This is a genomic window from Microcoleus vaginatus HSN003 (genome assembly GCF_022701255.1).
Lineage (GTDB): Bacteria > Cyanobacteriota > Cyanobacteriia > Cyanobacteriales > Microcoleaceae > Microcoleus > Microcoleus vaginatus_B.
Window position 1 is genome coordinate 2,733,945 of sequence record NZ_CP031705.1, and the last position, 25,743, is coordinate 2,759,687.

General features: G+C 43.4%; 28 protein-coding genes. 11 read left to right on the forward strand and 17 right to left on the reverse strand.

What is annotated here, in order from left to right; genetic code table 11:
• Positions 1-113: 113 nt before the first annotated feature.
• Together argB and D0A37_RS11855 are read left to right on the forward strand one after the other, a co-directional pair.
• Positions 114-1,025, forward strand: coding sequence for an acetylglutamate kinase (gene argB, locus D0A37_RS11850; RefSeq protein ID WP_242724449.1), 912 nt, complete (start codon positions 114-116; stop codon positions 1,023-1,025).
• 297 nt (positions 1,026-1,322) lie between these two features.
• Positions 1,323-1,433, forward strand: a complete 111-nt coding sequence (locus D0A37_RS11855) for a hypothetical protein (RefSeq protein ID WP_242724451.1) — start codon at positions 1,323-1,325, stop codon at positions 1,431-1,433.
• A gap of 93 nt (positions 1,434-1,526) precedes the next feature.
• On the opposite strand, the gene D0A37_RS11860 is transcribed toward D0A37_RS11855, so the two are convergent.
• Entirely contained in the window at positions 1,527-3,881 is a 2,355-nt protein-coding gene (locus D0A37_RS11860) for a dynamin family protein (RefSeq protein ID WP_242724454.1), read from the reverse strand.
• 191 nt (positions 3,882-4,072) lie between these two features.
• Entirely contained in the window at positions 4,073-4,288 is a 216-nt protein-coding gene (locus D0A37_RS11865) for a hypothetical protein (protein WP_242724456.1), read from the reverse strand.
• A gap of 374 nt (positions 4,289-4,662) precedes the next feature.
• Here D0A37_RS11865 and D0A37_RS11870 point away from each other — a divergent pair, with 374 nt between their 5' ends.
• Complete coding sequence (locus D0A37_RS11870) at positions 4,663-5,016, forward strand: DNA-binding response regulator (RefSeq protein ID WP_242724463.1); 354 nt, start codon at positions 4,663-4,665, stop codon at positions 5,014-5,016.
• On the opposite strand, the gene D0A37_RS11875 is transcribed toward D0A37_RS11870, so the two are convergent.
• Positions 5,013-5,183, reverse strand: coding sequence for a hypothetical protein (locus D0A37_RS11875; RefSeq protein WP_242724466.1), 171 nt, complete (start codon positions 5,181-5,183; stop codon positions 5,013-5,015). The genes D0A37_RS11870 and D0A37_RS11875 overlap by 4 nt on opposite strands.
• Before the next feature lie 4 nt (positions 5,184-5,187).
• On the opposite strand from D0A37_RS11875, the gene D0A37_RS11880 reads away from it, so the two are divergent.
• Entirely contained in the window at positions 5,188-6,975 is a 1,788-nt protein-coding gene (locus tag D0A37_RS11880; RefSeq protein ID WP_242724467.1) for a cellulose-binding protein, read from the forward strand.
• A gap of 147 nt (positions 6,976-7,122) precedes the next feature.
• Here D0A37_RS11880 and D0A37_RS11885 read toward each other — a convergent pair whose 3' ends face one another.
• From D0A37_RS11885 to msrA, 4 genes are all read right to left on the reverse strand, one after another.
• A complete protein-coding gene (locus D0A37_RS11885; RefSeq protein WP_242724468.1) occupies positions 7,123-7,701 on the reverse strand; it encodes a DUF948 domain-containing protein in 579 nt (192 codons plus the stop codon).
• A 37-nt stretch (positions 7,702-7,738) separates the two neighbouring features.
• A complete protein-coding gene (locus tag D0A37_RS11890; RefSeq protein ID WP_242724469.1) occupies positions 7,739-8,080 on the reverse strand; it encodes a YtxH domain-containing protein in 342 nt (113 codons plus the stop codon).
• A 121-nt stretch (positions 8,081-8,201) separates the two neighbouring features.
• Positions 8,202-8,507 (reverse strand): hypothetical protein, encoded by a 306-nt coding sequence (locus D0A37_RS11895; protein WP_242724470.1) that lies wholly within the window; start codon positions 8,505-8,507, stop codon positions 8,202-8,204.
• A 162-nt stretch (positions 8,508-8,669) separates the two neighbouring features.
• Positions 8,670-9,323: a peptide-methionine (S)-S-oxide reductase MsrA gene (msrA, locus tag D0A37_RS11900; protein ID WP_242724475.1), complete on the reverse strand. Its 654-nt coding sequence runs from the start codon at positions 9,321-9,323 to the stop codon at positions 8,670-8,672.
• Positions 9,324-9,640: 317 nt separating this feature from the next.
• Between msrA and D0A37_RS11905 the strand changes: the two genes are divergently transcribed.
• Positions 9,641-9,778 carry a hypothetical protein gene (locus D0A37_RS11905; protein ID WP_242724476.1) on the forward strand — a complete coding sequence of 46 codons (138 nt, stop codon included), beginning with the start codon at positions 9,641-9,643 and terminating at the stop codon, positions 9,776-9,778.
• Between the two features lie 192 nt (positions 9,779-9,970).
• Here the strand turns inward: D0A37_RS11905 and D0A37_RS11910 are convergent, their stop codons facing one another.
• From D0A37_RS11910 to D0A37_RS11920, 3 genes are read right to left on the reverse strand one after another with little or no spacing between them, the layout of a single operon-like run.
• A complete protein-coding gene (locus D0A37_RS11910; RefSeq protein WP_242724477.1) occupies positions 9,971-10,231 on the reverse strand; it encodes a hypothetical protein in 261 nt (86 codons plus the stop codon).
• A complete protein-coding gene (locus D0A37_RS11915; RefSeq protein WP_242724478.1) occupies positions 10,216-10,881 on the reverse strand; it encodes a 3-oxoacyl-[acyl-carrier-protein] synthase III C-terminal domain-containing protein in 666 nt (221 codons plus the stop codon). The genes D0A37_RS11910 and D0A37_RS11915 overlap by 16 nt, the downstream gene beginning before the upstream one ends.
• Positions 10,839-11,105, reverse strand: a complete 267-nt coding sequence (locus tag D0A37_RS11920; protein WP_242724479.1) for a hypothetical protein — start codon at positions 11,103-11,105, stop codon at positions 10,839-10,841. The genes D0A37_RS11915 and D0A37_RS11920 overlap by 43 nt, the downstream gene beginning before the upstream one ends.
• Between D0A37_RS11920 and D0A37_RS11925 the strand changes: the two genes are divergently transcribed.
• Positions 11,099-11,308, forward strand: coding sequence for a hypothetical protein (locus D0A37_RS11925; RefSeq protein WP_242724480.1), 210 nt, complete (start codon positions 11,099-11,101; stop codon positions 11,306-11,308). The genes D0A37_RS11920 and D0A37_RS11925 overlap by 7 nt on opposite strands.
• 8 nt (positions 11,309-11,316) lie before the next feature.
• On the opposite strand, the gene D0A37_RS11930 is transcribed toward D0A37_RS11925, so the two are convergent.
• From D0A37_RS11930 to D0A37_RS11945, 4 genes are all read right to left on the reverse strand, one after another.
• The gene (locus tag D0A37_RS11930; RefSeq protein ID WP_242724482.1) at positions 11,317-11,460 is read right to left on the reverse strand and encodes a hypothetical protein; all 144 of its coding nucleotides are present in this window, start codon (positions 11,458-11,460) and stop codon (positions 11,317-11,319) included.
• A 75-nt stretch (positions 11,461-11,535) separates the two neighbouring features.
• Positions 11,536-11,784, reverse strand: a complete 249-nt coding sequence (locus tag D0A37_RS11935; RefSeq protein ID WP_242724483.1) for a hypothetical protein — start codon at positions 11,782-11,784, stop codon at positions 11,536-11,538.
• Positions 11,784-13,598: a group II intron reverse transcriptase/maturase gene (ltrA, locus tag D0A37_RS11940; RefSeq protein WP_242721422.1), complete on the reverse strand. Its 1,815-nt coding sequence runs from the start codon at positions 13,596-13,598 to the stop codon at positions 11,784-11,786. Before ltrA ends, D0A37_RS11935 begins: the two co-directional genes overlap by 1 nt.
• Before the next feature lie 622 nt (positions 13,599-14,220).
• Positions 14,221-15,345, reverse strand: coding sequence for an RNA-guided endonuclease InsQ/TnpB family protein (locus D0A37_RS11945; RefSeq protein ID WP_242724484.1), 1,125 nt, complete (start codon positions 15,343-15,345; stop codon positions 14,221-14,223).
• Positions 15,346-15,760: 415 nt separating this feature from the next.
• Between D0A37_RS11945 and D0A37_RS11950 the strand changes: the two genes are divergently transcribed.
• Both D0A37_RS11950 and D0A37_RS11955 read left to right on the forward strand, forming a co-directional pair.
• Positions 15,761-16,777, forward strand: coding sequence for a hypothetical protein (locus D0A37_RS11950; protein WP_242724485.1), 1,017 nt, complete (start codon positions 15,761-15,763; stop codon positions 16,775-16,777).
• 157 nt (positions 16,778-16,934) lie between these two features.
• The gene (locus tag D0A37_RS11955; protein WP_242724486.1) at positions 16,935-17,099 is read left to right on the forward strand and encodes a hypothetical protein; all 165 of its coding nucleotides are present in this window, start codon (positions 16,935-16,937) and stop codon (positions 17,097-17,099) included.
• A gap of 320 nt (positions 17,100-17,419) precedes the next feature.
• Here the strand turns inward: D0A37_RS11955 and serS are convergent, their stop codons facing one another.
• The gene (serS, locus tag D0A37_RS11960) at positions 17,420-18,700 is read right to left on the reverse strand and encodes a serine--tRNA ligase (RefSeq protein WP_242724488.1); all 1,281 of its coding nucleotides are present in this window, start codon (positions 18,698-18,700) and stop codon (positions 17,420-17,422) included.
• Between the two features lie 367 nt (positions 18,701-19,067).
• Entirely contained in the window at positions 19,068-19,676 is a 609-nt protein-coding gene (locus tag D0A37_RS11965; protein WP_242724491.1) for an iron uptake porin, read from the reverse strand.
• Between the two features lie 245 nt (positions 19,677-19,921).
• On the opposite strand from D0A37_RS11965, the gene D0A37_RS11970 reads away from it, so the two are divergent.
• The 3 genes from D0A37_RS11970 to D0A37_RS11980 all read left to right on the forward strand — a co-directional run bounded on the left by D0A37_RS11970 (position 19,922) and on the right by D0A37_RS11980 (position 25,226).
• Complete coding sequence (locus tag D0A37_RS11970; protein WP_242724493.1) at positions 19,922-22,216, forward strand: DEAD/DEAH box helicase family protein; 2,295 nt, start codon at positions 19,922-19,924, stop codon at positions 22,214-22,216.
• A gap of 1,356 nt (positions 22,217-23,572) precedes the next feature.
• On the forward strand, positions 23,573-24,739 hold the full coding sequence (locus D0A37_RS11975; RefSeq protein ID WP_242724494.1) for a glycosyltransferase family 4 protein: 1,167 nt from the start codon (positions 23,573-23,575) through the stop codon (positions 24,737-24,739).
• A 106-nt stretch (positions 24,740-24,845) separates the two neighbouring features.
• On the forward strand, positions 24,846-25,226 hold the full coding sequence (locus D0A37_RS11980) for a hypothetical protein (protein WP_006632268.1): 381 nt from the start codon (positions 24,846-24,848) through the stop codon (positions 25,224-25,226).
• A gap of 96 nt (positions 25,227-25,322) precedes the next feature.
• Here the strand turns inward: D0A37_RS11980 and D0A37_RS11985 are convergent, their stop codons facing one another.
• Entirely contained in the window at positions 25,323-25,571 is a 249-nt protein-coding gene (locus tag D0A37_RS11985) for a CRR7 family NDH-1 assembly protein (protein ID WP_242724495.1), read from the reverse strand.
• Between the last annotated feature and the right edge of the window lie 172 nt (positions 25,572-25,743).

The following is a 25,743-nucleotide window of genomic DNA, read 5'->3' on the forward strand; positions in this document are numbered from 1 at the left end:
CGATCGAGCCTGCGCGTAGATAAATTCAAGGGAAAAAGTGATTTTTGTGGCTGTTGATATGTGCTTTAGCCATTAAAGTTTAGAATTAAGTTTTTATCTTTTGTAATTTACCCATGCTCAAACAAAGCGATTTTGCTAGGAATTCCGACACTAATCGAGTAGAGGTGCTGTCCGAAGCACTGCCTTACATTCAACACTTTGCCGGTCGCACAATTGTGGTCAAATATGGCGGTGCGGCGATGAAAGATAGCACTCTCAAAGACAAGGTGGTTCGGGATATTGTGCTGCTAGCTTGCGTGGGAATGCGTCCGGTTGTGGTTCACGGCGGCGGCCCGGAAATTAATATTTGGCTGGAAAAATTGGGAATTGAGCCACAATTTAAGGATGGTTTGAGAGTGACTGATGCGGCGACAATGGAAGTTGTGGAAATGGTTTTGGTGGGTAAAGTAAATAAGGAAATTGTTTCGTTAATCAACCAAGCTGGTGGCAAAGCCGTGGGGCTGTGCGGCAAGGATGCCAATCTGATTCAAGCTCGTCCAGATGGCCGAGAAGGAATTGGGTTTGTTGGTGAAGTCAGCGGCGTAAAAATCCAGATTTTGGAGTCTTTGGTGAACAGCGGTTATATTCCGGTGGTGTCGAGCGTGGCGGCGGATGAAAAAGGTCAATCTTACAACATTAATGCTGACACGGTGGCTGGAGAAATTGCGGCTGGTTTGGGAGCGGAAAAGTTGATTTTGATGACTGATACGGCGGGAATTTTGGAGGATTATCACAAGCCAGAGAGTCTGATTGCTAAGTTAGATATTCAGGAAGCGAGACAGTTGGTTGAGTCGGGAGTTGTGTCTGGGGGGATGATTCCGAAAGTTAATTGTTGTGTGCGGAGTTTGGCTCAGGGTGTGAATGGTGCTCACATTATTGACGGTAGAATTCCTCATGCTTTGCTGCAAGAAATATTTACGGATGCGGGGATTGGGTCGATGATTGTGGCTTCTGAGTTTAGCAGCGCGAACTTAAAGCCTAAGTAAGGTGTAAATCCTAGCGTGGGGAGGGCGGGTGCGTGAAAGGGGTAAACTCGCTGCGATCGCGTAGATCCTAACTCAACCTGCCCCTATAAACCTTAAGAAGGTACTTCTGGGAAATGACTTCAACTAATTGTAAGCCTCCTTTGATTTGAGATTTTCTTAAGCTATCATAAAAACCTTAAACTTGGGGAGTTTGTTGCTATTCTGAACCCTCTTTCAAATACGCGATTAACGCTATAGGAATCGTAACACACCTCTATTCCTAGTTTACCAGCCGGACTTGTGGGAACTATTATTAAAGTGTATGATAGGGGAAAGAAATGTCAGTATCTAGTAAAGTTTGCTGATAGTCAAGGAATTGAATATGCTATGGCTATTTTGAAAGCCGAGGAAATTAGAGTTCTGCACTAGCAACTGGCAGTTGCTGAGAAATGTGAGGGGAATAGAAGTTAGATAAGGGCGATCGCACTTTAGGAAAAAAGGGCGATCGTACTTTCTCTAACTTTACTTAACTGGCTTCCAAATATTGAGAGATTCCCGAATCGAACTTAATTGACTGAGGTACTCAATAAGCGTGGCTTTTTGATACTCAAGACGTGCTAGAATTTCCGGGGCTTCTGCTTCCTTCGTTTTCCGTTCCTTCAAGACGCGCTCGAAGTCATTTTGAAACCTTTTAATGTAATCATTGATTTGCTTTTCGGCACTCCTGAAATCAGCCGAAATCTGTTTATCAATAACTCGCTCTAGAAGTTGTCGGTTTCTAGATATCTGCTCATCTATTTTCCCATTTACTGACTCTAATGTCTGTCGTAAATCAACATCAAAAAATTCCCAATTTTCCGTAACATCAACATCAGCATAATAAACTTCATCCGAGTTACAGCAACGACTTTTTCTACCTGTTTCTTCCCTTCTATTTCCTACAACCACTGCTAATTGTACATCTTTAATCCGCGCATCAATCCCAGGAAAATCAAAGCTAGGAAACTGAATTGAGTTGATGTTCAGTTTCACTTCTAAAGCATCACCAAGGTAATTAGATAATTCATCGGATATTTCTTGAATATCTTCCTGGATTCTTCTTGCCAACTCTTCGCGAATCTTCGTCCCCTCTCGAACTAATTCATCCTGAGTATCTATCCACCAATTATGAATATGTGGCGGGCAAATTTTATTAATTGTTTTAACAATTTTTTCCGCTTCCGCCTTCGTTTTACACCGGATAATGTACGGATCTAATTTTTCACTTTTAACAGCGTGTTCATAAACCGAATTATTGAAAGTTTCAGGCACAGATTCACTCAGCTTATCCAACAAAGATACAGTTAAATTGAATGCTTGGCCTAAGCCCTTACCAAAATTAGGGAAAAGTCCTAATACTAATTCTCCTATTCCTCCTATTATTTGTCCGACGCCCATATTATCAGATGTTGGCTGTGGTAGTTGACGAATTTTTGGAGTTTTTTTTGGCTTGGGAGAGTTGGCGGAACGAGAGTCGGCAATCTTATCAATCTCACTTTTGATCTTGGCTTTAGCTCCATCGGCAAATTTATCAATGCCTTGACTAAATCCTTGGATTAGTATTTGTTTTTCTGTCTCGACCTTTTTTTTGACTGACTCAACTTTGTACATCGCATTTTCTGAGCGTTTCCTGTACTCTTCTACTTTTTCTTTGAGGGATTCAATCTCCATTTCCCAACCTTTAATTTCTGTATTCAGAGTATCCTCAATAGCCTTAGCAGCTTTATCGATTTCTGCCACCACCTCACTCAATAAATTCCAGCCCGAATTTTGCGTAATCCTTTGAATGACTGTTTCTTGAATGTTCAGGATACCGCTATCTTGCAAAGCTCTTGGTGCAATCTCTTCAGGTAAAGGAATTACTCTCCTACCTTTTTCATCTCTCTCAGCATATTTGGCACTAAAGAAATCCTCAAAATCTTTTATCTCCTTTTCAGTTGCTTTTTCTTGCTGAATCAATTTCGCTAAAAGTCCTTGTCGAGAACTAGCAGGGTAAATAACTGGATTGCAAAACCCAAAGCCAGTTAACTCTCGTTCTAAATCCTTGATGACATCAGCAATTTCTTTGTCTCTCTCTGTTTTTTGGTCAATTTTATTCAAAATAAAGTAAATTTTTCCTGTGTTCTCAGCTATAAAATCCTTACGATTTTCAACAACATCCTTAAACAAATCGGCAACTGCATTATCTTTGTAGGAAGCGTAGTTTAAAATAAACAGAATGGCATTGCAGGTTCGCAGTGCTTCTAGTGCTGTCTGCTTCAGTGCATTAATGTTGAAGTTTGCAGACTCCCACTCATTAGGGCCAGGAGTATCAACTAAGGTAAAGCCTGTGAGAGAAGATAATTGGCTAATTGCTTCAATCGGATGCTCTATCTCAAAGCGTGTAGTGTTATCAGGATTGCCTTTCTCTCGGATTTCACGGGTACGCAGCAGGAATTCTTGTTGAATTTTGCCTGCGTCACCCTCAACAAGAAGAACTGGTTTTCTTTCTCCTTCTCGATACTCTAAAAGTTTAGGAGTTTCGCCCGGTTTAATGTGTCGGACATCTGTACGGCAGATGGTACAGGCGGCCGTTTCACTCGCCAGCACATCAGCACCGATGATAGAATTCAAGAAGGTGCTTTTGCCAGCTTTCATTGCTGCTATTACGGCTACTTGATACTTCTGATCTTGCAAAGCCTTTAAAGCTTTGTTAATTTCATCTTCAATGCTTTGTAGCCCTTGACTTTCATCTCCCTGAATGCGGAGTCCGTCACGGAATTCTTTGAGATATTGTAAGAGGAAAGTGCCTGTACTGTAAATGCTGGTGTATGCTGCTTGAAATTCTTGAGAAGACATAAGTTCACACTTTTTAGTTGAGGGACGGGCTAAGTTAGAGCTAGAAATTCGCGGTTAAAATTGATAGAGATTGTGCGCTTACCAATCTATCCGCCAGGGTTTTAAACTCCTGGTGGACTGGTGGAACAAGCGCTAAATATCAACAACCTACTTATTAGCCAGGGACTTAAGTCCCTGGCGCGAGTCAATGTTTAGTCGTCAGAAAAAGCCTTGCTAATCCCGTAAAATGCCAAACCAGCCAACGCACCTACGGCTACACCAACGGGCCCAGCAGCAGCACCAATACCAGCACCTCCGCCAACGGCACCAACTGCCGTCAAACCTGTAGCAGCTACCACACCAGCACCCACAGCACCACCCGCAGCAGCGGAACCTGCCGCTTTCGCTATTTCATCACCTTTAGCCATTGAAATACCTCAGTGTAAGGAACAAAAACTAACTGTTTGACTAACGAAAGTTAATTAAACAGGCAAAATTTGAAAGATCGCGATCGCACTTTCCCGCTTTTCTAAGTATTTGCACTTAGACAATGAGTCGGTAATTTAATCCTAGACTACCTATTGGTAGCAAACAACTAACAAACGCTATCAACTTCGGTTATGCTATCGTTAGCCACATCTCAACACACCCGAAAAGGACATCAAAAGAAGAATTATTTGCCGAAGCCGCCAAACACTGGGACTTAGAAAGGCTGTACCAAGCTTTTGCAGAAGCTAAACGGCAAATCTCTCCCCGAGCGCGAAGGGGACTAACAGAAACAGAAAAACTCTACCTGCGAGGATTGCTTTCCGGTTGCAGTCCCGCCGAAATCGCCCGCCAACTGCTTCAGAGTTCCAAAAGTGCAGAGGTTTATTTATGTAAAACTTTATATCAATATGTTAAAAAAATCGCAGATGTACCTAACGAACCTGTAGGAAATTGGCGCAATATTTGCGATCGGCTACAGGAAGCCGGATATAAAACTCAGTCTTCTCCTGAATTTAAAATAAATAATTCTGTACCTACAGAAGCATTAGTAAAAATAGTTAATATAGGTTTTGATTCTAATACAGGCACAATTGATATTAACATCCGGGTTTCAATCCCCTCAACTTCAGAAGCGCCGAAAACAGAAGACTTGGATAAAAACGGTTAGAGGGGCGATCGCACCGGGGGACAGAAAGGGATCTCGCCCCTCCAGTGAGAGGCAAAAATGTTAATAATCTTATAGCTGAGAGTTTTAGAAGGAACTTTTTGATAAAATATCAAAATTAAAACTGCCTCACCAGCTTCGATTTTACCTAAAGCAATCAAATTAGTCAAATTTATGTCTCGATTAAGTATCCGATCGCACAACAAAGCTCTGGGCTTTGTGCTGGGTTTATTAATTTTTGTCATTTTAATTCCCGGATGTTGGGCTTTAACAACTAATATTGCTCCCACAGCAGCACGGCCAGTAGATAACACAGTAGCTGTGCGTGCAGATGTACAAAATACATCAAATTCTCGCTCTTCTTTAGGAGTTGGGCTTAATGGTATTGCTGACTACTCCACACAATTACCCTTTTTAGATGCTTTCAAATCTTCTAGAAGATGGATAACTCAATGCACCAGCGGACAACCAAACTGTAAAGGTGAATGGGATACAGATGAGTATAATCTTTTAAATCTTGATGAAAATGGGTGGGTGAAGTCTCTCCCCTCGCCCGAAGATGCTCCTAAATATACTAGGGTAAGTACCCTATTACTTAGGGAAATCCCCAATCGCTATCCTTCAGGCCAATATATTGTTAGTTATGAGGGTGAAGGTGCGATCGAATATAACTTTGATGGCAAAAAAGATGAGGCTGCGTCGAAACCCGGGAGGGATATCATTAATGTGGATGCCACACAAGGCGGAGGCATAATGATTACAATTACTGCTACCGATCCCAAGAAAACAGGGAACTATATCCGCAATATTAAAGTGGTTCGCTCCCAATATGAACAGCTTTATCAAAGTGGTGAAATATTTAATCCGCTGTTTATAGAAAAGATTAAAAAATTTAGAGTCTTGCGTTTTATGGACTGGATGGGGACAAATGGTTCAGAACAAAAAGAATGGCCAAACCGACCTAAACCAGAGAGTGTATCCTATTCTTACCGAGGAAATGTTCCCATAGAAGTTATGGTGAATTTAGCTAACAAAGTCCAAGCAGAGCCCTGGTTTAATATGCCACATCAGGCTACGGATGAATATATGACTAACTTTGCTAAAATGGTCAAAGATAGTTTAGATCCCAAGCTGAAAGTTAATGTAGAGTATTCTAATGAGGTTTGGAATTGGTCATTTCAACAAGCGCATTATGCTTTGAAACAAGGTAAAGCGAGGTGGGGAGATAAAGGCGATGCTTTTATGCAATGGCACGGAATGCGTACTGCTCAAATGTGCGATATATGGAAAGGCGTCTTTGGGGATCAAAAGAATCGAGTGGTCTGCGTGTTAGGAACTCAAAGAGCTTGGAGAGAGTTAGGAAATTATGCTTTAGATTGTCCCTATTGGGTGGCTGAGGGCAATAAACCTTGTTATCAACACGGCATTGATGCCTATGCTATAGCTGGATATTTTAGCGGAAACTTGGGCGGGAAAGAAAATGTCAGCACAGTAGAGTCTTGGTTGAATGACGCAGATGGCGGGTTTGGCAAAGCTTTTAAGCAATTAAGAGAGGGCGGGTTACTTGCTGGCTTCAAAGATAGTTTGCCCGATGTGGATAATGACTTTAGGTATTACTTAGAGGTGGCTCAAAAAAAAGGTCTCAAGTTATTTGTTTACGAGGGCGGTCAACATATTGTAGGTATTCAAGGAGTTGAGAATAACGAAAAACTGACTAAGTTTTTTATGGAATTAAATAGGCGCCCAGAAATGTATGATCTCTACACCCAATTACTCAATAGTTGGAAACAAGCTGGAGGCAGTCTTTTTATGCACTTTGTGGATGTGAGTTCATTTAGTAAGTGGGGAAGTTGGGGGGCTTTGGAATATGTGGAACAAAAGGGTTCGCCTAAGTATGATGCTTTGATGGATTTTATTGATAAGAATCCTTGCTGGTGGGATGGGTGTGCTGTGGAGGGATGATGAGGAATTGGGTGCAACTGAGATGTTGCACCATTCTCAATTACTTGTTTAGGAACAGGCAAGATGCCTGTTCCACAAGAAAATTCACTCTTTGTGGAACAGGCATCTTGCCTGTTAAGCGAGAATGGTGCAAGATCTGAGGTGCAATCAAGAATCGTTCGATCGCACTTCCTCAAAATCTTCCGTATCCCCCGCCGAACCCGAACCCTCGCTACCCCTCAACCGTGGCGATTCCCCATTACTCGCACCCGCACCGTAAAGCCCAGAATACCTATCCTCCAAGCCCGAATCCCTCAGCGAAAGCGCACTTCTTTGACTCGGTGACAATCTCTCTGATCGGCGATTTGCCCCAGACATGGGCGGCTTCCGAGTTAAACTTTTCCAAGCAGCCTTAATCCCAGTCACCACGCTGCGAGTTGTTACCTGCACGTTTTGCGCCTGCTTTTTAGCGGTACCAATACTTCGATCGACCTGTTTGACAACCTCGCCCGCACTTTGTACTCCCTCGCTGACATCATCCGTCAACTCGCTAATTTCCAGCCCCGTCAACCGAATCGCCTCCAAAGTGGGCGGAAATTCGCGAGAAAGCGTGTCAGCGAGCTTTTCCACGCTGCGCGCCGCCCTCGCCAGCGCTTGCACCGCAGGTATTAAAGTCACTAAAACAGCAGTCAGGCTAACTGCCACTAGCAAAATCGAAAGTCCTAGCCAGAATATAGGGTCACTCACTTGAATCTCAGATTTGGGGTTGAGGATTTCATGTCATTTAGCGCAGGGGAGGGCGCGAGGGGGAACTCACTTCAGCTTCACTTTCCGACAGTGTTTGGCGTTCCCGCTGAGTCGCTTCCAAACCGGCCGCGATCGCCTCTTTGAGTCTAATCAAAGTTTCGTCCCAATTTCGGATTGCGGTTTCAGAAAGTCGATCGGCCTGCAACTGCACGCTACTCGATAAATCCTCCGCCAACTCGGGCAAAGCATCGGCCGATTTTTTCAATATCTGCCGCGTCTCCTTGCCTGGTCGCGGTGCTATCAGCAACCCAGTCACGGCGCCGATCGCAGAACCCACCAGCAAACCGCCAATAAATAATCCTGAACGTTTAGTTGACATTTTTATAGCTTCTCTCCATACACCAATTTTAGGCACGTTTGCCCGATCGCAGCCCTTTGCAAAGGTAGAAATATTGTTGACAATCCTACCGAGTCAGCAGGGGCGACAGTTTTAGGATAGCTTACCTCAAAGGTCGAGCGCCCCTGGACCAAAGCATCCGTCCCAAACCCAGCAATCCCAAAAGTTGCTGAACCTGTTGCAGTTGCAATTCCAGTTGTTGATAACGCCGCCGCACTTGGCGGGTACCTTGCTGCCTTTTACCAAGGAAATCCGGCGACGTGCTGAGGACATTGCTACTGGTGCGTTCCATACCTGCGATCCGCATTTCCAAACGTGCGATCGTCCGCCTGATTTTCCACACCTTCGCAGCGATATAAAAGCAAACCAGAGATATTAGTAGATTGATAATTACAACAGCAGTCAGCATTTATTACTTATTTTTAAACTACTAAAATATTTCGTTTTTTTTGGCTGGCTAGCAGCCCTCTTGTTTAGGGACACAACAATGTTGTGTCCTGAACTATGTTGTAGGGACAAAACATTGTTGTGTCCCGATCTATGTGTCCCTATCCATAAGCCGGGTCAAGTTTTAAGCCTGAGACATAGCAGGCAAACAAACCTTAGTACCCCCCAAACCGCAATAACCGTTCGGCTCTTTAGCAAGATACTGCTGATGATAGCTTTCTGCGTAATAAAACTCAGGAGCCTCAAGAATTTCAGTGGTAATCTTGCCGTAACCGGCCGCCGTCAAAGCCTGCTGGTAAGCATCTCGCGAAGCTTCTGCTAGCTGCTTTTGGGTAGCTGAATACGTGTAAATTCCCGATCGATACTGAGTACCCGAATCATTGCCCTGACGCATTCCTTGAGTAGGATTGTGACTTTCCCAAAAAACTTTGAGCAGCGTTTCGTAACTAATTACTTTCGGATCGAACACAACCAATACTACTTCATTGTGTCCCGTCATCCCGCTGCAAACTTCGTTGTAAGTAGGATTCGGAGTAATCCCAGCCGCGTAGCCAACAGCCGTCGAAAAAACTCCATTTTGCTGCCAAAATTTCCGTTCTGCTCCCCAAAAACAGCCCAGACCAAACAAGGCAGTCTCCATGCCGTTTGGAAAGGGAGGTTTGAGCGGATTGCCGTTAACAAAGTGACTTGCCGGTACCGACATCGACTCTGCCCGTCCCGGTAATGCCTCTTGGGGAGAGGGCAGGCTCGACTTTTTGCCAAATCCAAATAGCACCATAAGTTTGTGAGGGGATCTCTGATAAACGTCTTTACCTTACTTAATAATATCAGATGTATACTGAAAATAGTGGCCCTCTTAAAGGTAGAAGGTAAAAACCAGAAGGCAGATTTTGTTTACGGAAGGTTTTCGGTGATACTGCTCAGTGCCAACCAAGTTTTAAATCACATTAGGCAGTGTTGTATGTCACCAAAGCATACCTAAAATATCACCTATTGTTGAGGTATAAATCACGCGGATTTTAGGCAAAATAGCCGATTATTAAAGGTATGGTGTTGTAGTAGTTATTCAATACCAGCTATTGGGAGTGTGTAGAAATGGCGGCTAAACCTTGCAGTCAACCTTTAAAATCTAATCCCTTTATTACTTACCGCGACCCGATTACAGGCAAGTGGATTGTGGTAAATCAGAATTTGCCCCAAGCAGCAGAACAGGCACAGCTAGCAGCCGCTTGACTTTTCCTATTAATTTTTTACCTGAAAAACCAACTATAATTTCAGATTGCCTAGGGGCGGCTTTTACTAACCATCAATTAAATCAACCGGATTTTCCCGCGATGCTTGGTGGAAGATAAAAGCTGATAGTGCTTCACTGCCAATATTCTTATCATATTCCCCAATTTTTGCCAATTCACCGCCCACAGAAACCTAATTTTGTTCTAGCATTTGATAGTCGCGGTGTTCGTCTTGAGCATGACCGATAAAAGTCGATCGCAGGCGAAAGTCACTCATGTTAGAAGCAGCGCGAGCAATCCAGCGAGATCCCTCTACAACTTGCGGCCGGAGATTGCACAGCAAATCTTGATAATCTTCTATTGTCAACTCTCCTCGGTGCAATTTGCGGACAATGGGAACGGAACGAATTTCGCGATCGAACTTCAGCCAAATCCATGCTAACTCCCGCAACAAATAAGCTTGCGGAGAGTTGGGCTGTTCCGGTTTAACGCTTGCGAGAGGCGAAGCTTCGGGAACCTCAAGAAATTAGAAATTTGAGAAATCATAGGCTTATGGGTATTTTCCACAGCAGTTAACATTATGTATGCCGTTGTAAAGCGGCCGCTTTCTGGCACGAAACAAAAGATTTTCTGTCCAGGCTGCAACTTGCCAGAATTGAACAATTCCTCTAACCTTAAATCAATCGAGGCACAACCTGTATTTCCCCGACTGTATAAGTTGGTAAACCATTTTTCTTCAGAAATCATGCAGCCTGCTTGTTCCAGAAGTTCTACAATTTGTCCCCGGAAAAAGTGAGACGAATAGTGGCACAGCAGCCAGTCGATTTCCTGCGGACAAACTCTCCCGGCTTTAATCAACCGCAGCCAAACTTCAACACCTAATTTCATTACATTGTCCAGCAAGCGAATATTTTGCCGCAAGTCAAAAGCTCCCGCTGTGGCTGCATCGAGGTAGGAGGAATAATCCAACCAGCTTTTAGTTGATGTTGCGTTTGCTAATCCTGAATACATACAAACAGGATAGGCGTTGGCGTGGAAAATTACCTCAATCCATTCTATTTTTAAGCTGATTCCTGTCGCGTTAGGATGGTTTTGCAGCAACAATGCTCCGGCACCTCGGAGAGCATCCAGCGCAGAAATTCTGTATCGAAAGGCAGGGGTTTTCCCGCTTGCACCGAAGTCTCTGCTTCAAATTTGGTGTTTTTGAACAGGCGCGAGGGAAATTCGGAAGCGAGGGCAATTGCTGTTTGTTTTTTGCCGAGTTCGATTTGAGAGGCGGCGTATTTTAAAGCACTAACTCCGACACAGCAAACTCCTTGAGTTGACACTATTTCTAGGGGAGATAATTCGGAAAGTTCCCCGTGTACTGTGCTGGCATCCCGGTACTAATAAGTCTGGTAAAGTAGTGGCGCAGGCCAGTAAGTCGATCGCCCCTGGTTCCAGATTTGCCTGGGCGATCGCGTCACGGACGGCAAACGCTGCCATTTGGCTGTTAGAATATAGTGTTTGCTGCTGTTTGTCGATCGCGTAGTAGCGCTATTAAATGCCGTTGCTGTTGAGAATTCGCTGCCTGACTCTCCAAGGGCGCGAGGCAACTTTGCCAAGATACTCTTCCATCTCATCATTATTAATCGGTTCTCCCGGCAAAAATTTTCCCATCCGATTGATATAAGCACTGTACATGGCTTGACATCCTCCCACCACTAATTCGGAGTACCGAATATAGTGGGGGATTCCCAAGAATTCTTGGTTCGCAGTTCATCGAGCCAACTTAGAGCTCTCTTCGTCTCCGTTCTTGAGCCAGAGGTTAGTTTCTCCCTGCGCTTTTGAGCTTTTGGCTCCAGATTCCGTATGCCCTACGGTACTGTTTAGATATTCGGCTAACAACTTAAATCCTTTTACCAAGATGATTAAAGTCAGTGAAGGAGTCGCCCCCTCCACTGCTCTCCAAAACGGAACGTGATAGTTTCCCATCATTCCGCTCCTCAATAAAACGGCTGTTGTCATCAGTACGTCATTACCAACATATCGTTTTCCCAAACCCAAAGGCTTGGTTCCACTGGTGGCTTAGGTTTAGCACTTTTACAGCTAGATTTGTTACCGAGACTGCCATCATTGGCGGTCTTTGTGTCGTGGCAATGTCGATGAAGTAGCTGCCAATTATCATAAGATTCCTTTCCACCTTTCGATTTAGGGATGATGTGGTCAACTTCTATCGAATCTCCATCTTTAAAGTAGTTATCGCAGTGGGTGCATTTCCCTTTTTGTCGCTTGAGTAATTTAGACACTCTTACGGGTATTTCGGGGTGTACTCCCATCCTTGAACTCCAATATAACCAGTCACCGTCGTAGGGGGAGGCTTTTCCTTTTACCTTTACATAGCGTTTTATTTCCGTGGAGCTATGTTGTATTAGCTTTAGAAGATTATTACCTTCTCCGGTTGCGAACACCCAGTTATCGCCTTCTACGGTTTTGAAGTATTTAAGGCGTATCCACCCTCTACCTTTGTTCCTGTGCCGATGACGACCCCATTTGAGGAGCTTCCAAACCACTAAGTGCCACAGCCTTTCAAATACTTTCTGGCTGACGACTGTTGAGAAGTAGTTACACCAACCCCTTATAATAGGATTGAGATTCTTAATTAAAGTCGCTTGATTTGAGCCACGCGATTTGTTTATTACTTCTACAACTTTTCTGTAGTGCCTTTTCTGACTTTCCTTGCTGGGGGTGATAATAGTCTTAAATCCGAGGATTTTACCCTTGACTCTGCCTGAATTGTGGTTCCCAACGGGGAATTGCTTGACGTTGAATCCTAGGAAGTTGAATCCAGGTTGTTCATCATCTAATTTGTTCAGGGTGTGGGCTAATCTTGTCTTACTCGGTTTTAGTTCTAACCCAATGCCACTTAACCACTTCTCTATCTCTAGTTTGCACAGTTTTACGACTTCTAAATCCTCATGAAGGACTACAAAATCGTCTGCGTATCTTATCAATGAAATCGATTTCAGCTTATCTCTTACACCCAATTGAGTGTTGTCGGGTCGCTTCATGTCGAATTTTGGGGCTAAACCCATAATCAATTCCTCAATCCCATGTAAGGCGACATTAGCGAGTAGAGGTGAAATCACCCCACCCTGTGGTGTACCTTCATCAGTTGGGAACAGCTTGTTTCCATCCATAACACCAGCTTTTAACCAAGCTCGGATTTGTCTCCGTAGGGTAGGATAAGTATTCAATTTCTTGAGAAGTGCATCGTGATTAATGCGGTCGAAGCACTTGGCAATGTCGGCATCCAGCACATATTTGGCTTTATACCTAATTGCGTTAAATATTGCTCCTACTGCATCGTGGCATGAGCGCCCAGGTCTAAACCCGTATGAGTTGGGTTCAAATCGCGATTCCCACTCTGGCTCTAACACCAGTTTGACTAACGCTTGCAAAGCTCGGTCTTCCATTGTCGGTATTCCTAAAGGTCTTTCCTCATCTGTCCCTGGTTTGGGTATCCAAACTCGGCGTGTTGGCTTAACCTTAGAACCCAATGATATTTTGTTTATCAAGGTGAAACGTTGCTTTGGGGTCAGCGATTTTACACCGTCCACGCCTGCCGTCTTCTTGCCTTGATTGTCCTGAGTTACCCGACGAACCGCTAGTGCTTTTGCTGCCCAAGAACTTATCAACAGTTTCTGGAGTCTGCGTACTAGCTTGACATCACCACGATTAGACGCTTGATATATCCGTTTTTGCAACTTAAAGACGTTACGTTCTAGCTTTCGCCAGTTGATATCGCTCCATTCATACATCGGTTTTATTACCGTGTTCATGACATTTACATTGCTACTTGTAGCTATATCATCCGTATTACCGTGAGTCTGTTAGCATATCCTTCACTATTACAGTGAGGCGTTGGCTTCTGACTCAATCTCTACCACCTGTTACCTGGAAGTCCAGATGTTTCGTCTTAGCTGACTGCTCGAAGTATTCGACCTCTCCGAGAGTAATCAGGTGGGTTACTTCGTTCCTCATAACCATTGGTATGTTCCGTTAGGATGTCACCTCTTCACCGAGTTTTTAGGTAACGTAGGTATGTCGATAAAAATCCTCATACCACCTTCTACTAATGCCCTTTTGGGACTTCCAGCGCATAAAGCCTTATTTCGCTGGTTCGCCGTAACGGTGATTCAGGCAGTGACTTCGCTTTTGCTATCCGTAGGAACTTGCTCACGGGATACCACTTTTAGGCTAGTAGTTCTTTCCGCTTTTATCTCCGCTTCACCGATTGATGGCTAGTCTCTACAGTGGGAGATATGCTTTCACCTCTACGTCTGAGGGGCAGGACTTACCGTTTTCTAGGATACTAACGTTCACCTGCAAGGTTATGAAGTTATCATCTACAAGGGATTAAAGTGCGAACTCAATCCTCATGGATTACCCTGTAGAAGCCAGTCATCCCCCGATTTCGCGGTTTCGACTGAACGAATCGCACTTAATTGCTGCATTGTGGTCACGGTCTAAAACTGTCCCACACTTATTGCATTTATGTGTTCTATTACTAAGTGTCTTCTTGACCTTTACTCCACAGCACGAACAATCAACAGTCGTGTTGTGAGGTGGAACAGCGATAACAATGACACCGTGAACATTGGCAAAATATTGAAGCCATTGTGTGAATTGATACCAAGAAGCATCGCTGATGGACTTAGCTAAGTGATTATTCTTTACCATGTTGCGTATCTTCAAGTCCTCATAGACAATTAAATCGTTAGACTTAACTAGCGCCAAAGCATCTTTTCGAGCCTTGTCTTCACGCTGTCTACTTACCTTAAGATGTTGCTTAGCTAAAGCCTTACGAACTTTATAGTATCTATTAGACTGTTTCTTACCCCTGACGGGTTTTTTAGAAACCCTACGCTGAAGGCTTTTTAATCTTCGCTCGGATTTCTTCAAGTATCGAGGGTTATCTACAGTATTCCCATCAGAATCAGTGTAGAACTCTTTAAGCCCTAAGTCGATTCCCGTCATTTTGCCTTGAAACTCATGCTCCTCTCTTCTATCCCAGTCCACTAAGAACTGAGCGTAGTAGCCATCAGCACGTCTGATAACTCGAACCCTAGAGATTTGTTTTTCTGAATACCAGACCAAATCCCTAGAGCTCCATAAGCTCATCGTTCCGACTTCAAAACCATCGGTGAAGGTTATCTGTCTTCTATCAGCAGATAATTTCCATCCACTGTTTTTGTACTCAATGGAACGGCTGAACTTCTTGTATTTGGGGTAGCCTTTTTTACCAGGCTTACCCACTCTACAGTTTTCATAAAAACGCCCAATAGCAGACCACGCTCTATCAGCGTGAGCCTGTCTAGCTTGAGAGTTAAGCTTCTTCGTCCAAGGGGTTTCCTTGTTTTTAGCTAGTACCGAGCAAAGCTTTTGGAGGTCATTCCTAGTGACTCCTTTGTTATCTTCCCAATATCGCAGACAAGTGTTGCGGATGAATTGTCCGGTGCGGATTGCTTCATCCAACTTACTGTACTGTGATTGAGTTCCTTTTAACTTTGCTTCTATTACTAACATGGTAGAATGATACCACATTTTACCCAACACAAACACGGGTAGAATTATAATGATTCGCTATCGCTCAATTGTTAGCTGGTCGGCATTCATCTCGCCGCTAAACCATCGGGGGTACTCGCTACGCTCGATAAATCCCCCTCGGTTATAGCGGGAGCCTTCTGCCGACATTAAGGTAAACCTCTAAAGTTGCTAATTTACTCGGGTTCGTTGGTTTGTTAAATCAAGTCAGAAAATATCTAAAATTGATGATGCTTCGTGAAGCAGTGAACGCGCAAGGAGTAAGCAGCTATCTTGTAGAGTCGCCGGAAATCAGGCAAGTTGAGCAACACCGGCAACAAGTAACCTGAAGCGGGGTGAAGTTTATTGTAATTGAGCCAATATGTAACTAGAGTTCCTTCGCTGCTTCTCGACTGAAATGGATATTGCAAAACTAGATACTTGGTATTCTCCTTCTCAACGCCGCACGGCTGTTTCGCTGTTGATGAAACGAGTAGGCGTAACTCGCACTAGGGCTGAATGCTTTATCAGGCTTTGGGTTTACTTATCGGTGAAACAGCTTCAGGAAAGCCAGCCCCGTCTCAAACCACCGCTGGCGAAACTGGAAGTGCCCGCAACCGAAGTGCAGTGCACTCACCGGGAAGCGGCCGAACTATTTTACTGCGATTCCGATCGCGGGAGCGATCGGGCCGCCGGAATGATGTTAGATAAATTAGAAGCCCTGGGGTTAATTAAAAAACACTTTGACGGTAACACTACCGAAATTGAAATTCAACCCATTCCAGAAATTTTAAATGTTGCCGAACCTCCAAAGCCTGTACAACTCCAATTAGATAATTTCAACCCTCGGTGCGACGCGATTCTCGTGGCTAATTTATTAGCCACCAATTACAACTGGATGAACCGCAACACAAACGCCGTACCCCAAAAAATCGCTAAAATTCTCCGGCTTTTGGCCCGTCAATACTCAAAGGGAATGCGAGTTTTGCGGCGCTCAGATAACCTCAATCCCGTCGGGTTTTACTTCTTTTATCCCACAGCTAGCGAATCTGAAGTCAATTTTTTTAACGCTCCTAGCAAAAGCCTTCATTTAAGTTCTATTTCCGATATCGATCCTTTCAAGATGGCGCTACCAGGAGATATAAATTGCCAGTCAGTATTTGTCCGCAGTTGGATGATCGATCCGCAGTATTTGTCAGAATACCGGATTACTTTTCTGGAAGACTCACAAAAAGTTTTAGGCGAAATGCAAACAGATTTTCCCAATCTTTGCGACTTGTACACTCTGATGATTCACCCCATGTACGAAAAACAGTCCCTGGCTTTGGGATTTCAGAAGACTAGCAGCGATAGTCAGTTATCTGTTTATTGGATGTATCTAGCCTTGGATAGATTTTTAGCATTAAATATCAAAGAAGCGTTGCTCAAATTGTAAGTAGAAGGAAGAAGGAAGAAGGAAGGGGAGCATCTCACTTTTGCAGCCAAGCCTAAAATAGGAGCCAGGAGCCAGGAGTCAGGAGTCAGGAGGAAAGAGGAAGAAGGAAGAAGGAAGGAGGAAGAAGGAAGGAGCCAGAATAAGTGTTTTTACAAATATGAGATGCTCCCGAAGGAAGGAGGAACGAGGAAGAAGGAAGGAGGAACGAGGAAGAAGGAAGGAGGAAGAAGAAAGAAGGAAGAAGGAAGAAGGAAGAAGGAAGAAGTCGATAAAAAATAGAACATCCAGAGCCCCGACTTCGGCGAAGTTGTCGGGGATTTAACAGCATTCGCGTTTTACGTTATTTTTTAGTCACGTGCTGCTGGGACGAAAGTTTGTCTAGGCTCGATTTCAATCGCCCAGTAATATCAAATCCGGTAGCATCGTCGGGCGTCAAATCCATTCAACATTCAACCACGAACAGTGCAACCAAAATAGAATTCATCTGCGTTAATCTGTGTTTATCTGCCTGTATCTGCGGTAAAAAAAAAGAGAATTACTTCACCGCCGATAACAATGGATTGACGCTGCTTCACGCAGAGGTCGAGAATAGAGCTCGGAATAATTCCGATGCTAACAGATTTGATATAACTACAAACTTGTCTATAAAACTTCCCGTCCCAAATAGGGTTGTAAGGCTTCCGGCACTTTTACAGTTCCGTCTGGCTGCTGGTAATTCTCCAAAATAGCCGCCATTGTGCGGCCCACAGCTAAACCGGAACCGTTGAGGGCGTGAACGAATTGAGTGCCTTTTTTCCCCGCTTCTTTAAAGCGAATATTTGCCCGCCGCGCCTGAAAATCTGCGACGTTGGAACAACTGGAAATCTCGCGGTATTTGCCGGCAGATGGCAGCCACACCTCTAAATCGTAGGTTTTGGCTGCCGCGAAACCCAAGTCGCCCGTACATAGTGCGATCGCCCGATAAGGCAATTTCAGCGCCTGTAAAACTCCCTCAGCATCCTGCACTAACTTTTCGTGTTCTGCCTCGGAGGTACTCGGATGCACGAGTTTCACCAATTCTACTTTATTAAATTGGTGCAGTCGAATTAATCCCCTTGTATCTTTGCCGTAACTGCCAGCTTCGCGCCGAAAACAAGGAGTATAAGAACAGTGATAAATTGGCAACTGTTCTGCTGTCAAAATTTCACCTCTGTACAAATTGACCACCGGAACTTCGGAAGTAGGAATTAACCACAAATCGTCTTGGTCGCACTTGAAACTTTCTTCAGCAAATTTGGGCAGTTGACCCGTAGCAGTGAGGGATTCAGTGTTAACTAAAAGTGGGGGAATTACTTCTACATAACCGGCTTTTATGTGGCGATCGAGCATGAATTGAATAATCGCTCTTTCCAGGGCTGCACCAGCTCCAATTAAGCTCACAAAGCGGGGCTGAGCGATTTTTACTGCCCGTTCAAAGTTGAGAATTCCTAATTTTTCGCCGATTTCCCAGTGCGGCAAAATATCGGGATTTTGGGGTATGTATTCGTCTCCCCAGCGCCGGATTTCCACATTTTCCTCTTCATTTTTGCCGATCGGCGTTGAGGAACCCGGCAAGTTTGGCAGCGGTAGCAATAAAGCTTCTATTTGAGCTTTTAGGTCTTTTTCCTGTGCTTGCAGTTCGTTCGACTCGGTGCCGACTGCGTTGCCTTCTGCCTGCAGTTCCTGAATTTCGGGAGATTCGAGGGGTAAACCCGATTTTCTTTTTTGACCGATGAGTTTGGCAATTTCGTTGCTGCGGGCTTGCAGTTGCGATCGCTTGCCTTCCAACTCCCGCTGCTGTTTGTCTAATTGCAAAATCGGCTCGATTTCATAGTTACCTCCGCGCAGGTTGAGGCTTTCTTGCACGGCTTGCGGGTTTTCTCGGATTAATTTGAGGTCTAGCACAGATTTATTCTAAATCTTAAATTTTAGATCGGCTGGGACAGAACGAGATGATATAAAAGCTTTGTTAATCATTGGCATATTGAATCATAATTTATTCTGACTTAAAATCTCGTTGGGTGTAACCCCTGAAGGGTGACACCCCACAAATGTCTGCTATACTTGCAAATATTAGTAGATGCACCCTGATAATTTTCTACCCCAGCCAGCGATGGCAGGGGTTTTTTGTTGTGTGGCATGAAATTGAAGTCCTGGACGCACTATCAGTCTAAAAAACCCGGTTTCTCGCGATTATCGTCTCAAATGAGGCAATTACGTCAAGAAACTGGGTTTTGGCGTTCTGGACTAGGTTACTAATATATCTTTCCGGTTAAAAGTTAAAGCCCGTGCGGAGCAACCAAACCCATTGAGTGTCGTTGCGGCTGTCATTCTCAGGATTAACAACGGCCCAAACACCAGGGGTGATAGAAATGTTGTCGTTGACCTCAAAGCGATAGAAGGCTTCAATGTGATAGGAAGTATCTCGCTCGCGGCGCACATTACTGCTCGTCACGCGAGCTGGCAAACCCACCAAAATCCCGGGTAGGTTGCCTTCACCTCCGACATCTGGGAAACTGATCCCGATCGCTGCATACACAATATCAGCGCGATCGTCACCGTCCACATTTAGCAAAACCACGCCACCTCTACCATCAGAAACGCTGCTAACACCGGAATTTTCTGCATTGGCGCGAGTATAAACGCCCCAACCGTGAACTTGTAACCGGGGAGCAAGGCGGTAGAATCCTTGTACGCCTACAGAATCGCTGGATGTAGCAATATTGTCCCCAAAAGGTCGCGCCGCCAGAAAACTGCCCGTACCGCCTGTGAGATCCGCTTTACCGCTTGGTGCAAAGGTACGAGAATAGGCTACGCCAATCTTACTTTTCCCGTTAAGTATGATTTTTAGCCTTGAGCCAACCTTGGCAAAGAAGCGCAAACTTGAAAAGATGATTGTTGAGGCGATCGCATTGACCTTGTAATAAAAGCTGCGGTAATTTTACATTAAAATAGGAATTAAACCTCAGTTGCGTGATAATACATAGCTATACTGCTTGTTCTGTCGGTGGAGGTGCAGCCGAAAGCTTATCTGTCATTATCCAGAGTTCACCTACTTTGGAGTTATCGATAGAGCAGCAGTCGGACAAGCCACAAATTTAAAGTTATCTTCAGTTTTCCATTACTATGCAAACTATTCAAGTTGAAAAATCAGGTCAAATCCAAGTTAATAAAGGCAAAAATCCTAGAGAACTTTACGCCCATCAAAATGAGGCAATTAAGGCACTGGATCAGAAAAACAAGTCTCCTTTTGAGGGTTTGTTGGTTTTGCCTACGGGTGGTGGAAAAACGTTAACAGCCGTTCATTGGTTACTACGCAATTTTATCGATAAGCGAAAAAAAGTTCTGTGGATTGCTCATCGACACGAGCTACTTGATCAAGCGTTTGAAACTTTAAAGTTTAGTGCCTACCCATCATTACTGAGTGATACTGAAAGATTCAGATATCGCGTGATTTCTGGTGATACGAACAAGCACGATCGCCCTGTTAACATCCAACCGACTGATGATATTATCATTGCCAGCAAAGATAGTTTAAACAGTGGGCTGAATTACCTCACAGATAATTGGGTTAATCATTCTACTGAGATACTTTTAGTAGTGGATGAAGCCCATCATGCAACAGCAAAGACTTATCGAAAATTAATTGACAGCATTAAGCAAAACTTTAAAGATAGAGGAAAAGCAGATGGTTTCAGAATGTTAGGGTTGACAGCAACTCCATTCAGAACAGATAAAAGTGAGCAAGGTTTGCTTAAAAAAGTTTTTCCCGATGACATTATATTTTCAGAACACTTGAGGACGCTCATTACAAGAGGAATTCTTGCAGAACCAGTTTTCGAGAACTTAGAGACAGAGCTAGATTTCTATAAAGAATTAACAGACAGAGATATTAGATCAATTGAGGACTTCGACAAATTACCTAAGAAGGTTGCCGAAAAAATTGCGATGTCGAGTATCCGCAATAAACGGATTGTCGATCACTATGTTGAGAACCGAGAAAAGTATAAGCCCCTTCTGGTTTTCGCAGTTGACATCCAACACGCGATCGCATTAAACGGATTATTTAAAAAACGAGGAATAAACTCTGACTTCGTGGCATCAAAAATCATAGACGAAGGCACTGGAGCTACAATTTCTGTAAAAGAAAATTCAGAAAAAATCAAGCGCTTCAGGGCAGGAAAACTCGAAGTTCTCATAAACGTAGAAATGTTGACCGAAGGAACTGATTTGCCTAATGTTCAAACAGTTTTTCTGACACGCCCAACTACTTCTACACTTTTAATGACCCAAATGATTGGTAGGGCTTTGCGCGGACAGAAAGCAGGAGGTACAGAAAAAGCCTATGTTGTAAGCTTCATCGATAATTGGGAAGATAAAATTAACTGGGTTAATCCTGAAAAATTGACTGATATTGATGGCGCTGAGTTTGTTGATAGAGATATCGAGACAATGAAGAGAATTGCTCGACTTATCTCAATTGAAAAGATAGAAGAGTTTGCCCGTATGATGGATGATTCCATCGACACTACTGCTTTAGAAAAACTAGATTTTCTGAGGCGGGTTCCTGTTGGAATTTATCGCTTTTCTATTCTTGAATCTTCTGAGTCTGCTGAACCAGTGTCTAGAGACGCTGAACCAGTGTCTAGAAACTATGATGTACTTTTATATAACGGCACTGAGGAAGCCTATGATAGTTTTGTTAATGACCTAGATGCTGTATTTAAGAGTGTAAATATCCAAAATAGAGAAGTCTTGACTGACGAGGAGCTGGAATATTTACTGCAACTAACGAAGAACCTCTACTTCCCAGACTATCCTTTCCTGCTTGGATACAGAGATGATGATGTTAAAAATATTTTACGCTTCTATGCTCAAAAGGAGATGGAGCCAGAGTTCATCGCTTTTAGTGAGCGTAGAAAGTGTGATTTGTCAATTGTGGCAAGACATATCTACGAGAATGATTTAACACTTAGGCAGGTGACTGAATATCTTACCTCGCTATGGAATGACGGTAAATCCTTTTGGCAGGTTTTATTTGGATATAATTACCTTTATTTCAAGAAACAGGTAGATATCGAAATCAATAAGCTACTTGGAGTTTACCCCGATCTAACACTTACCCCGCCCATTGTAATTCCTGATACAGTTCCATTAGAAAGCCTTTCACTTGTGGAAATCCGAGAGCGTGATCCAGCAGAGTATCGGGATATTAAGGATGCTGTCTTTGCCAAGTATACTGACGGGAAAGGATTCATCGTCTGTGCCTCTAGTGGGTTTAAGAGCCAGATGCGAAGAGATTTTCAAATTGACCACATTATACCAATGTCAGAAGGTGGCTTAACTACATTGGAAAATCTCCAAGTGTTGTCGCGCAAAGCACACGCAGAAAAAACTCGGTTGGATAATCTAAAAAGGTAGTGAGTCGCAAAGCTTGAACGAATCCGCAGTATAACAATTCGCTTGGAGCAGACTGCTGAAAGATATTGGTACTGAGTTCAAGGTTACTTGCAGCCGCTCAAACGAACCGTTATGCCGAATTGATAAGTCCATTAAGATTATCTGTTTCAGTTCGAGATTAGGCAAGCGAATATAGTAGACTTCGTTGTTGAGTTCGGAGAGATTATTGGCGATCGCCCTCTAAAACACATCAAATCATTTGAGAATATTTGCTGATGAGTGAAATAGCGATCGTCTATAGCAAACTTTAACGGTCAAGTCATCGACATTTCCTGCTTGCCAAAGTGGTTCGCAGATCGCATTTTCACGATCTATGATGGCTTGCTGATAGTTGCGCTTCTGGGCGTTGCTTAATCAGGGTATGAAAAAAAATCTCTTTAAAATCCAAAAGCTTTGTGGATACTGGTTTATATGAGGGTCCTATTTAGCTTTTCATACCGTAAATCAGCAACGCCAAAAGACTGAGTGCGATCGTTACTCGTTTCACCTCAAACTCCAATGAAGGCTCGTTTGGAGAGAGTCGCTCGTAAATATGACTTGCCAACCTAACATTAGCTTTTGTCAGGTTTAAGCTCGAATACCTAATGTTTTAGGTGGCAGGCTTATCTTCGTACATGATTGTACGAAACCTTGTTTCTTTTCTGCTCGTAAAACTTTCTCGCTGGGTTCGTTAGACTGCTTTTGCCAACAAAAAAGATACGAAGATCCTGTATCGATTCTACCTGCAAAAAAAATCAACGATGCTTGATTTTTTTAAATGCTTTATGAGCATTAAATTTTTTCAGTTTGTGAGAAAACTTTAGGAGAATATTTTTGACAAAATATTTCAGAAATTGCTTTTAAAACCTGGCAGAGTCATATTGAATTTAACTCTCTATGTTTGCTGATGATAACAGTTAAAAAATTGCTCTCTATCTATCTTTGGATAGACAATACTTTTATCAAAAACTAAAGAGGCTAGATCCTCGATCAGTACCGCTTTGCTAATCTTCAGTCTGGTCGGATGCGCCGCACCAACTCAATAAATCTTAAATTTTGCTTGGGGTAGGATATTGTAAAAAATCATTAAGTTTAGAGTTAACAACGGTAGATCGTAGTAAACTAAAAGCCAAGCCACGCGCTCACCCATGCAGCTAGTTAAAAAGCCCTAGTTAAAAAGCAGATAGTCGCTCAAAACTAACGGTAAGAGTAGACGAGTTCAATATTTTGCTCTAAAACCTGCAACTACAGTCATCTTGACCGGGTTTAAAAGCTCTGGATAATGGAGATTGCCCTTTTTGCCAAGTCACTATACAGGAATAATTGGCTGCGCTGTTAATGGGTAAATCTGAGATGCGATCGACAAATTACCTGTTCTGTTTCCTAGAAATATTTGCCAGCGAAGGCGGCATTCAATCCTACGTTCAAGACATTCTCAAAGCTTACGTGTCAATAAACGCAGGGACAAACTCGCCGTCGCAAGCTGAAGTTTTGCTGTTGCGAGATTCCCCAGACTGCAACAATCCTTACGAGTCAAAAAATCTGAAATTTTATTACATCCAAACCGACAATCCCTGGTTTGGTCGTCTTAAGTTTGCTACAGTATTACTAACTAAATTGCTGCAAAAACAACCGCAGCGGGTTTTTTGCGGTCACATCAAACTCGCACCGCTAATTCAAACTTTATGCCAGCCGCTGCGAATTCCCTACACAATTTTAACTTATGGCAAGGAAGTTTGGGAACCGCTTCCGCCCAAATATCAAACAGCAATGAGACAAGCTGAGAGTATTTGGACTATTAGCAGGTACACGCGCGATCGCACTTGCGAAATTAACCAATTAAATCCCGAAAAATTCCAAATAGTGCCTTGTACCGTAGATGAAAATCTATTTGCGACTGGTACTAAACCGCTGCATTTATTAGAGCAGTACAATTTGGTTGGTGCTAAAATATTGATGACTGTAGCCAGATTGCGATCGACGGATATTTACAAAGGCGTCGATGTCACAATTCAAGCTTTGCCGCAAATAGCCAAAACTTTTCCGAATGTGAAATATTTAGTTATTGGACGCGGAGACGATCGATCTAGATTAGCTAAACTCGCTGATGACTTAGGAGTTGCCGAAAGAGTAATATTTGCGGGTTTTGTACCCACAGAAAATTTAGCAGAACATTACCAGTTGGCCGATGCTTATGTAATGCCCTCCCAGGAAGGCTTCGGTATAGTTTATTTGGAAGCGCTGGCTTGCGGAATACCCGTACTGGCGGGAGACGCGGACGGGTCGGCCGATCCGCTGCAAGATGGTAAACTGGGATGGCGAGTTCCCCACCGAGATTCAGCAGCAGTAGCGGTTGCTTGTGTGGAAATGCTGCGAGGGGAGGATAAAAGGTGCGATCGCCACTGCTTGAGGGAACAAACCCTGGCAAGATTTAGTTTTGAATCCCTTTGTCAATCCTTACAAGGAATTTTTCAACCCTCCGACTCAGATAAACTTATGCCGTAGAGAGCGGTTTCTGGGTGTACAATGGGAAAATTAACTCGATCGACGACCTGAATTTCTGAGTAGGATAGAGTTAGGCCTACCTGCAAAGACACCCAAGGAGACCACAGTGAACCAAGGCACCCCCAAAATCTCTTTCCAGCTACCCCGTATTAGCAATTGGCTGATACTGCTGGGCATCGCGTGTTTGTTGGTGTCAATTGGTTTGGGTTGGATAGTTAAATCAGTGTTGATTCTAGTAGCTTTTTTGCTGCTGACGCCTGTGGTCGCATTTTTTGCGCTTCAGTGGTGGCTGAAACGCAATTTAATTGAGGACAACTGTCCAGTTTGTCAATACGAATTTACAGCTTTAAATCAAACTCAGTTTCAGTGTGCCAACTGCGGCGAACCTCTGAAAATAGAGGAAGGTCATTTTAGCCGTTTGACTCCGCCCGGTACGATCGATGTTACCGCAGTAGAAGTATCATCGGTTCAACAGTTGGAAGATTAACCTATTTTAGATTTGAGATTTGGGATTTTAGATTGGAGAATTGTTGAATATTAACTGCTAACGGCTAACTGTATTACCAATTCCCCACCCCTAAAATTACTTTTCCAAGCGCACTGCATACCACTGCAAATATTTTCCCTGCCCGACATCTAATTCACAATAAGTATCAATTAAATATTTGGCTTGAGCTTCCACGCCAGATATTTTGTGTACGTCCTGCGGCAAATCTTCGTGTTCTTCGGCTAACAAGGCTTTCAGCTTTTCTAACAGTTCCGCCGCAGTCACAAACTGCTCTGGCTGGTTTGTTTCTAACACCACAAAGGTGTCTTCGTCATACAGTGACATAGTTTCAAAGGTTGAGGTTAATTATTTGTAAAATTTCGTGCAGTTAAGCGATCGAAAGTATAAACTCTTAATTACAATTTTCCAGCCCCAGCTCGATCGTGTTACAATTGAACAACATCAGAATTCCTACCGGATTACCGTTATTAACTTACTTGTTAACTGACTTGTTAAC

Excerpts from the sequence above, each read along its gene's own strand:
- D0A37_RS11865 (WP_242724456.1), bottom strand. The coding sequence starts at position 4,288 with ATGGCTAAAGGTGATGAAATAGCGAAAGCGGCAGGTTCCGCTGCTGCG.
- D0A37_RS11955 (WP_242724486.1), top strand. The coding sequence starts at position 16,935 with ATGAGATGCTCCCGAAGGAAGGAGGAACGAGGAAGAAGGAAGGAGGAA.
- D0A37_RS11890 (WP_242724469.1), bottom strand. The coding sequence starts at position 8,080 with ATGTCAACTAAACGTTCAGGATTATTTATTGGCGGTTTGCTGGTGGGT.
- D0A37_RS11930 (WP_242724482.1), bottom strand. The coding sequence starts at position 11,460 with ATGTACAGTGCTTATATCAATCGGATGGGAAAATTTTTGCCGGGAGAA.
- D0A37_RS11935 (WP_242724483.1), bottom strand. The coding sequence starts at position 11,784 with ATGACAACAGCCGTTTTATTGAGGAGCGGAATGATGGGAAACTATCAC.
- D0A37_RS11985 (WP_242724495.1), bottom strand. The coding sequence starts at position 25,571 with ATGTCACTGTATGACGAAGACACCTTTGTGGTGTTAGAAACAAACCAG.
- D0A37_RS11905 (WP_242724476.1), top strand. The coding sequence starts at position 9,641 with ATGGCGGCTAAACCTTGCAGTCAACCTTTAAAATCTAATCCCTTTATT.
- D0A37_RS11945 (WP_242724484.1), bottom strand. The coding sequence starts at position 15,345 with ATGTTAGTAATAGAAGCAAAGTTAAAAGGAACTCAATCACAGTACAGT.
- D0A37_RS11950 (WP_242724485.1), top strand. The coding sequence starts at position 15,761 with ATGGATATTGCAAAACTAGATACTTGGTATTCTCCTTCTCAACGCCGC.
- D0A37_RS11880 (WP_242724467.1), top strand. The coding sequence starts at position 5,188 with ATGTCTCGATTAAGTATCCGATCGCACAACAAAGCTCTGGGCTTTGTG.
- D0A37_RS11975 (WP_242724494.1), top strand. The coding sequence starts at position 23,573 with ATGGGTAAATCTGAGATGCGATCGACAAATTACCTGTTCTGTTTCCTA.
- D0A37_RS11860 (WP_242724454.1), bottom strand. The coding sequence starts at position 3,881 with ATGTCTTCTCAAGAATTTCAAGCAGCATACACCAGCATTTACAGTACA.
- ltrA (WP_242721422.1), bottom strand. The coding sequence starts at position 13,598 with ATGAACACGGTAATAAAACCGATGTATGAATGGAGCGATATCAACTGG.
- D0A37_RS11895 (WP_242724470.1), bottom strand. The coding sequence starts at position 8,507 with ATGCTGACTGCTGTTGTAATTATCAATCTACTAATATCTCTGGTTTGC.
- msrA (WP_242724475.1), bottom strand. The coding sequence starts at position 9,323 with ATGGTGCTATTTGGATTTGGCAAAAAGTCGAGCCTGCCCTCTCCCCAA.
- D0A37_RS11970 (WP_242724493.1), top strand. The coding sequence starts at position 19,922 with ATGCAAACTATTCAAGTTGAAAAATCAGGTCAAATCCAAGTTAATAAA.
- argB (WP_242724449.1), top strand. The coding sequence starts at position 114 with ATGCTCAAACAAAGCGATTTTGCTAGGAATTCCGACACTAATCGAGTA.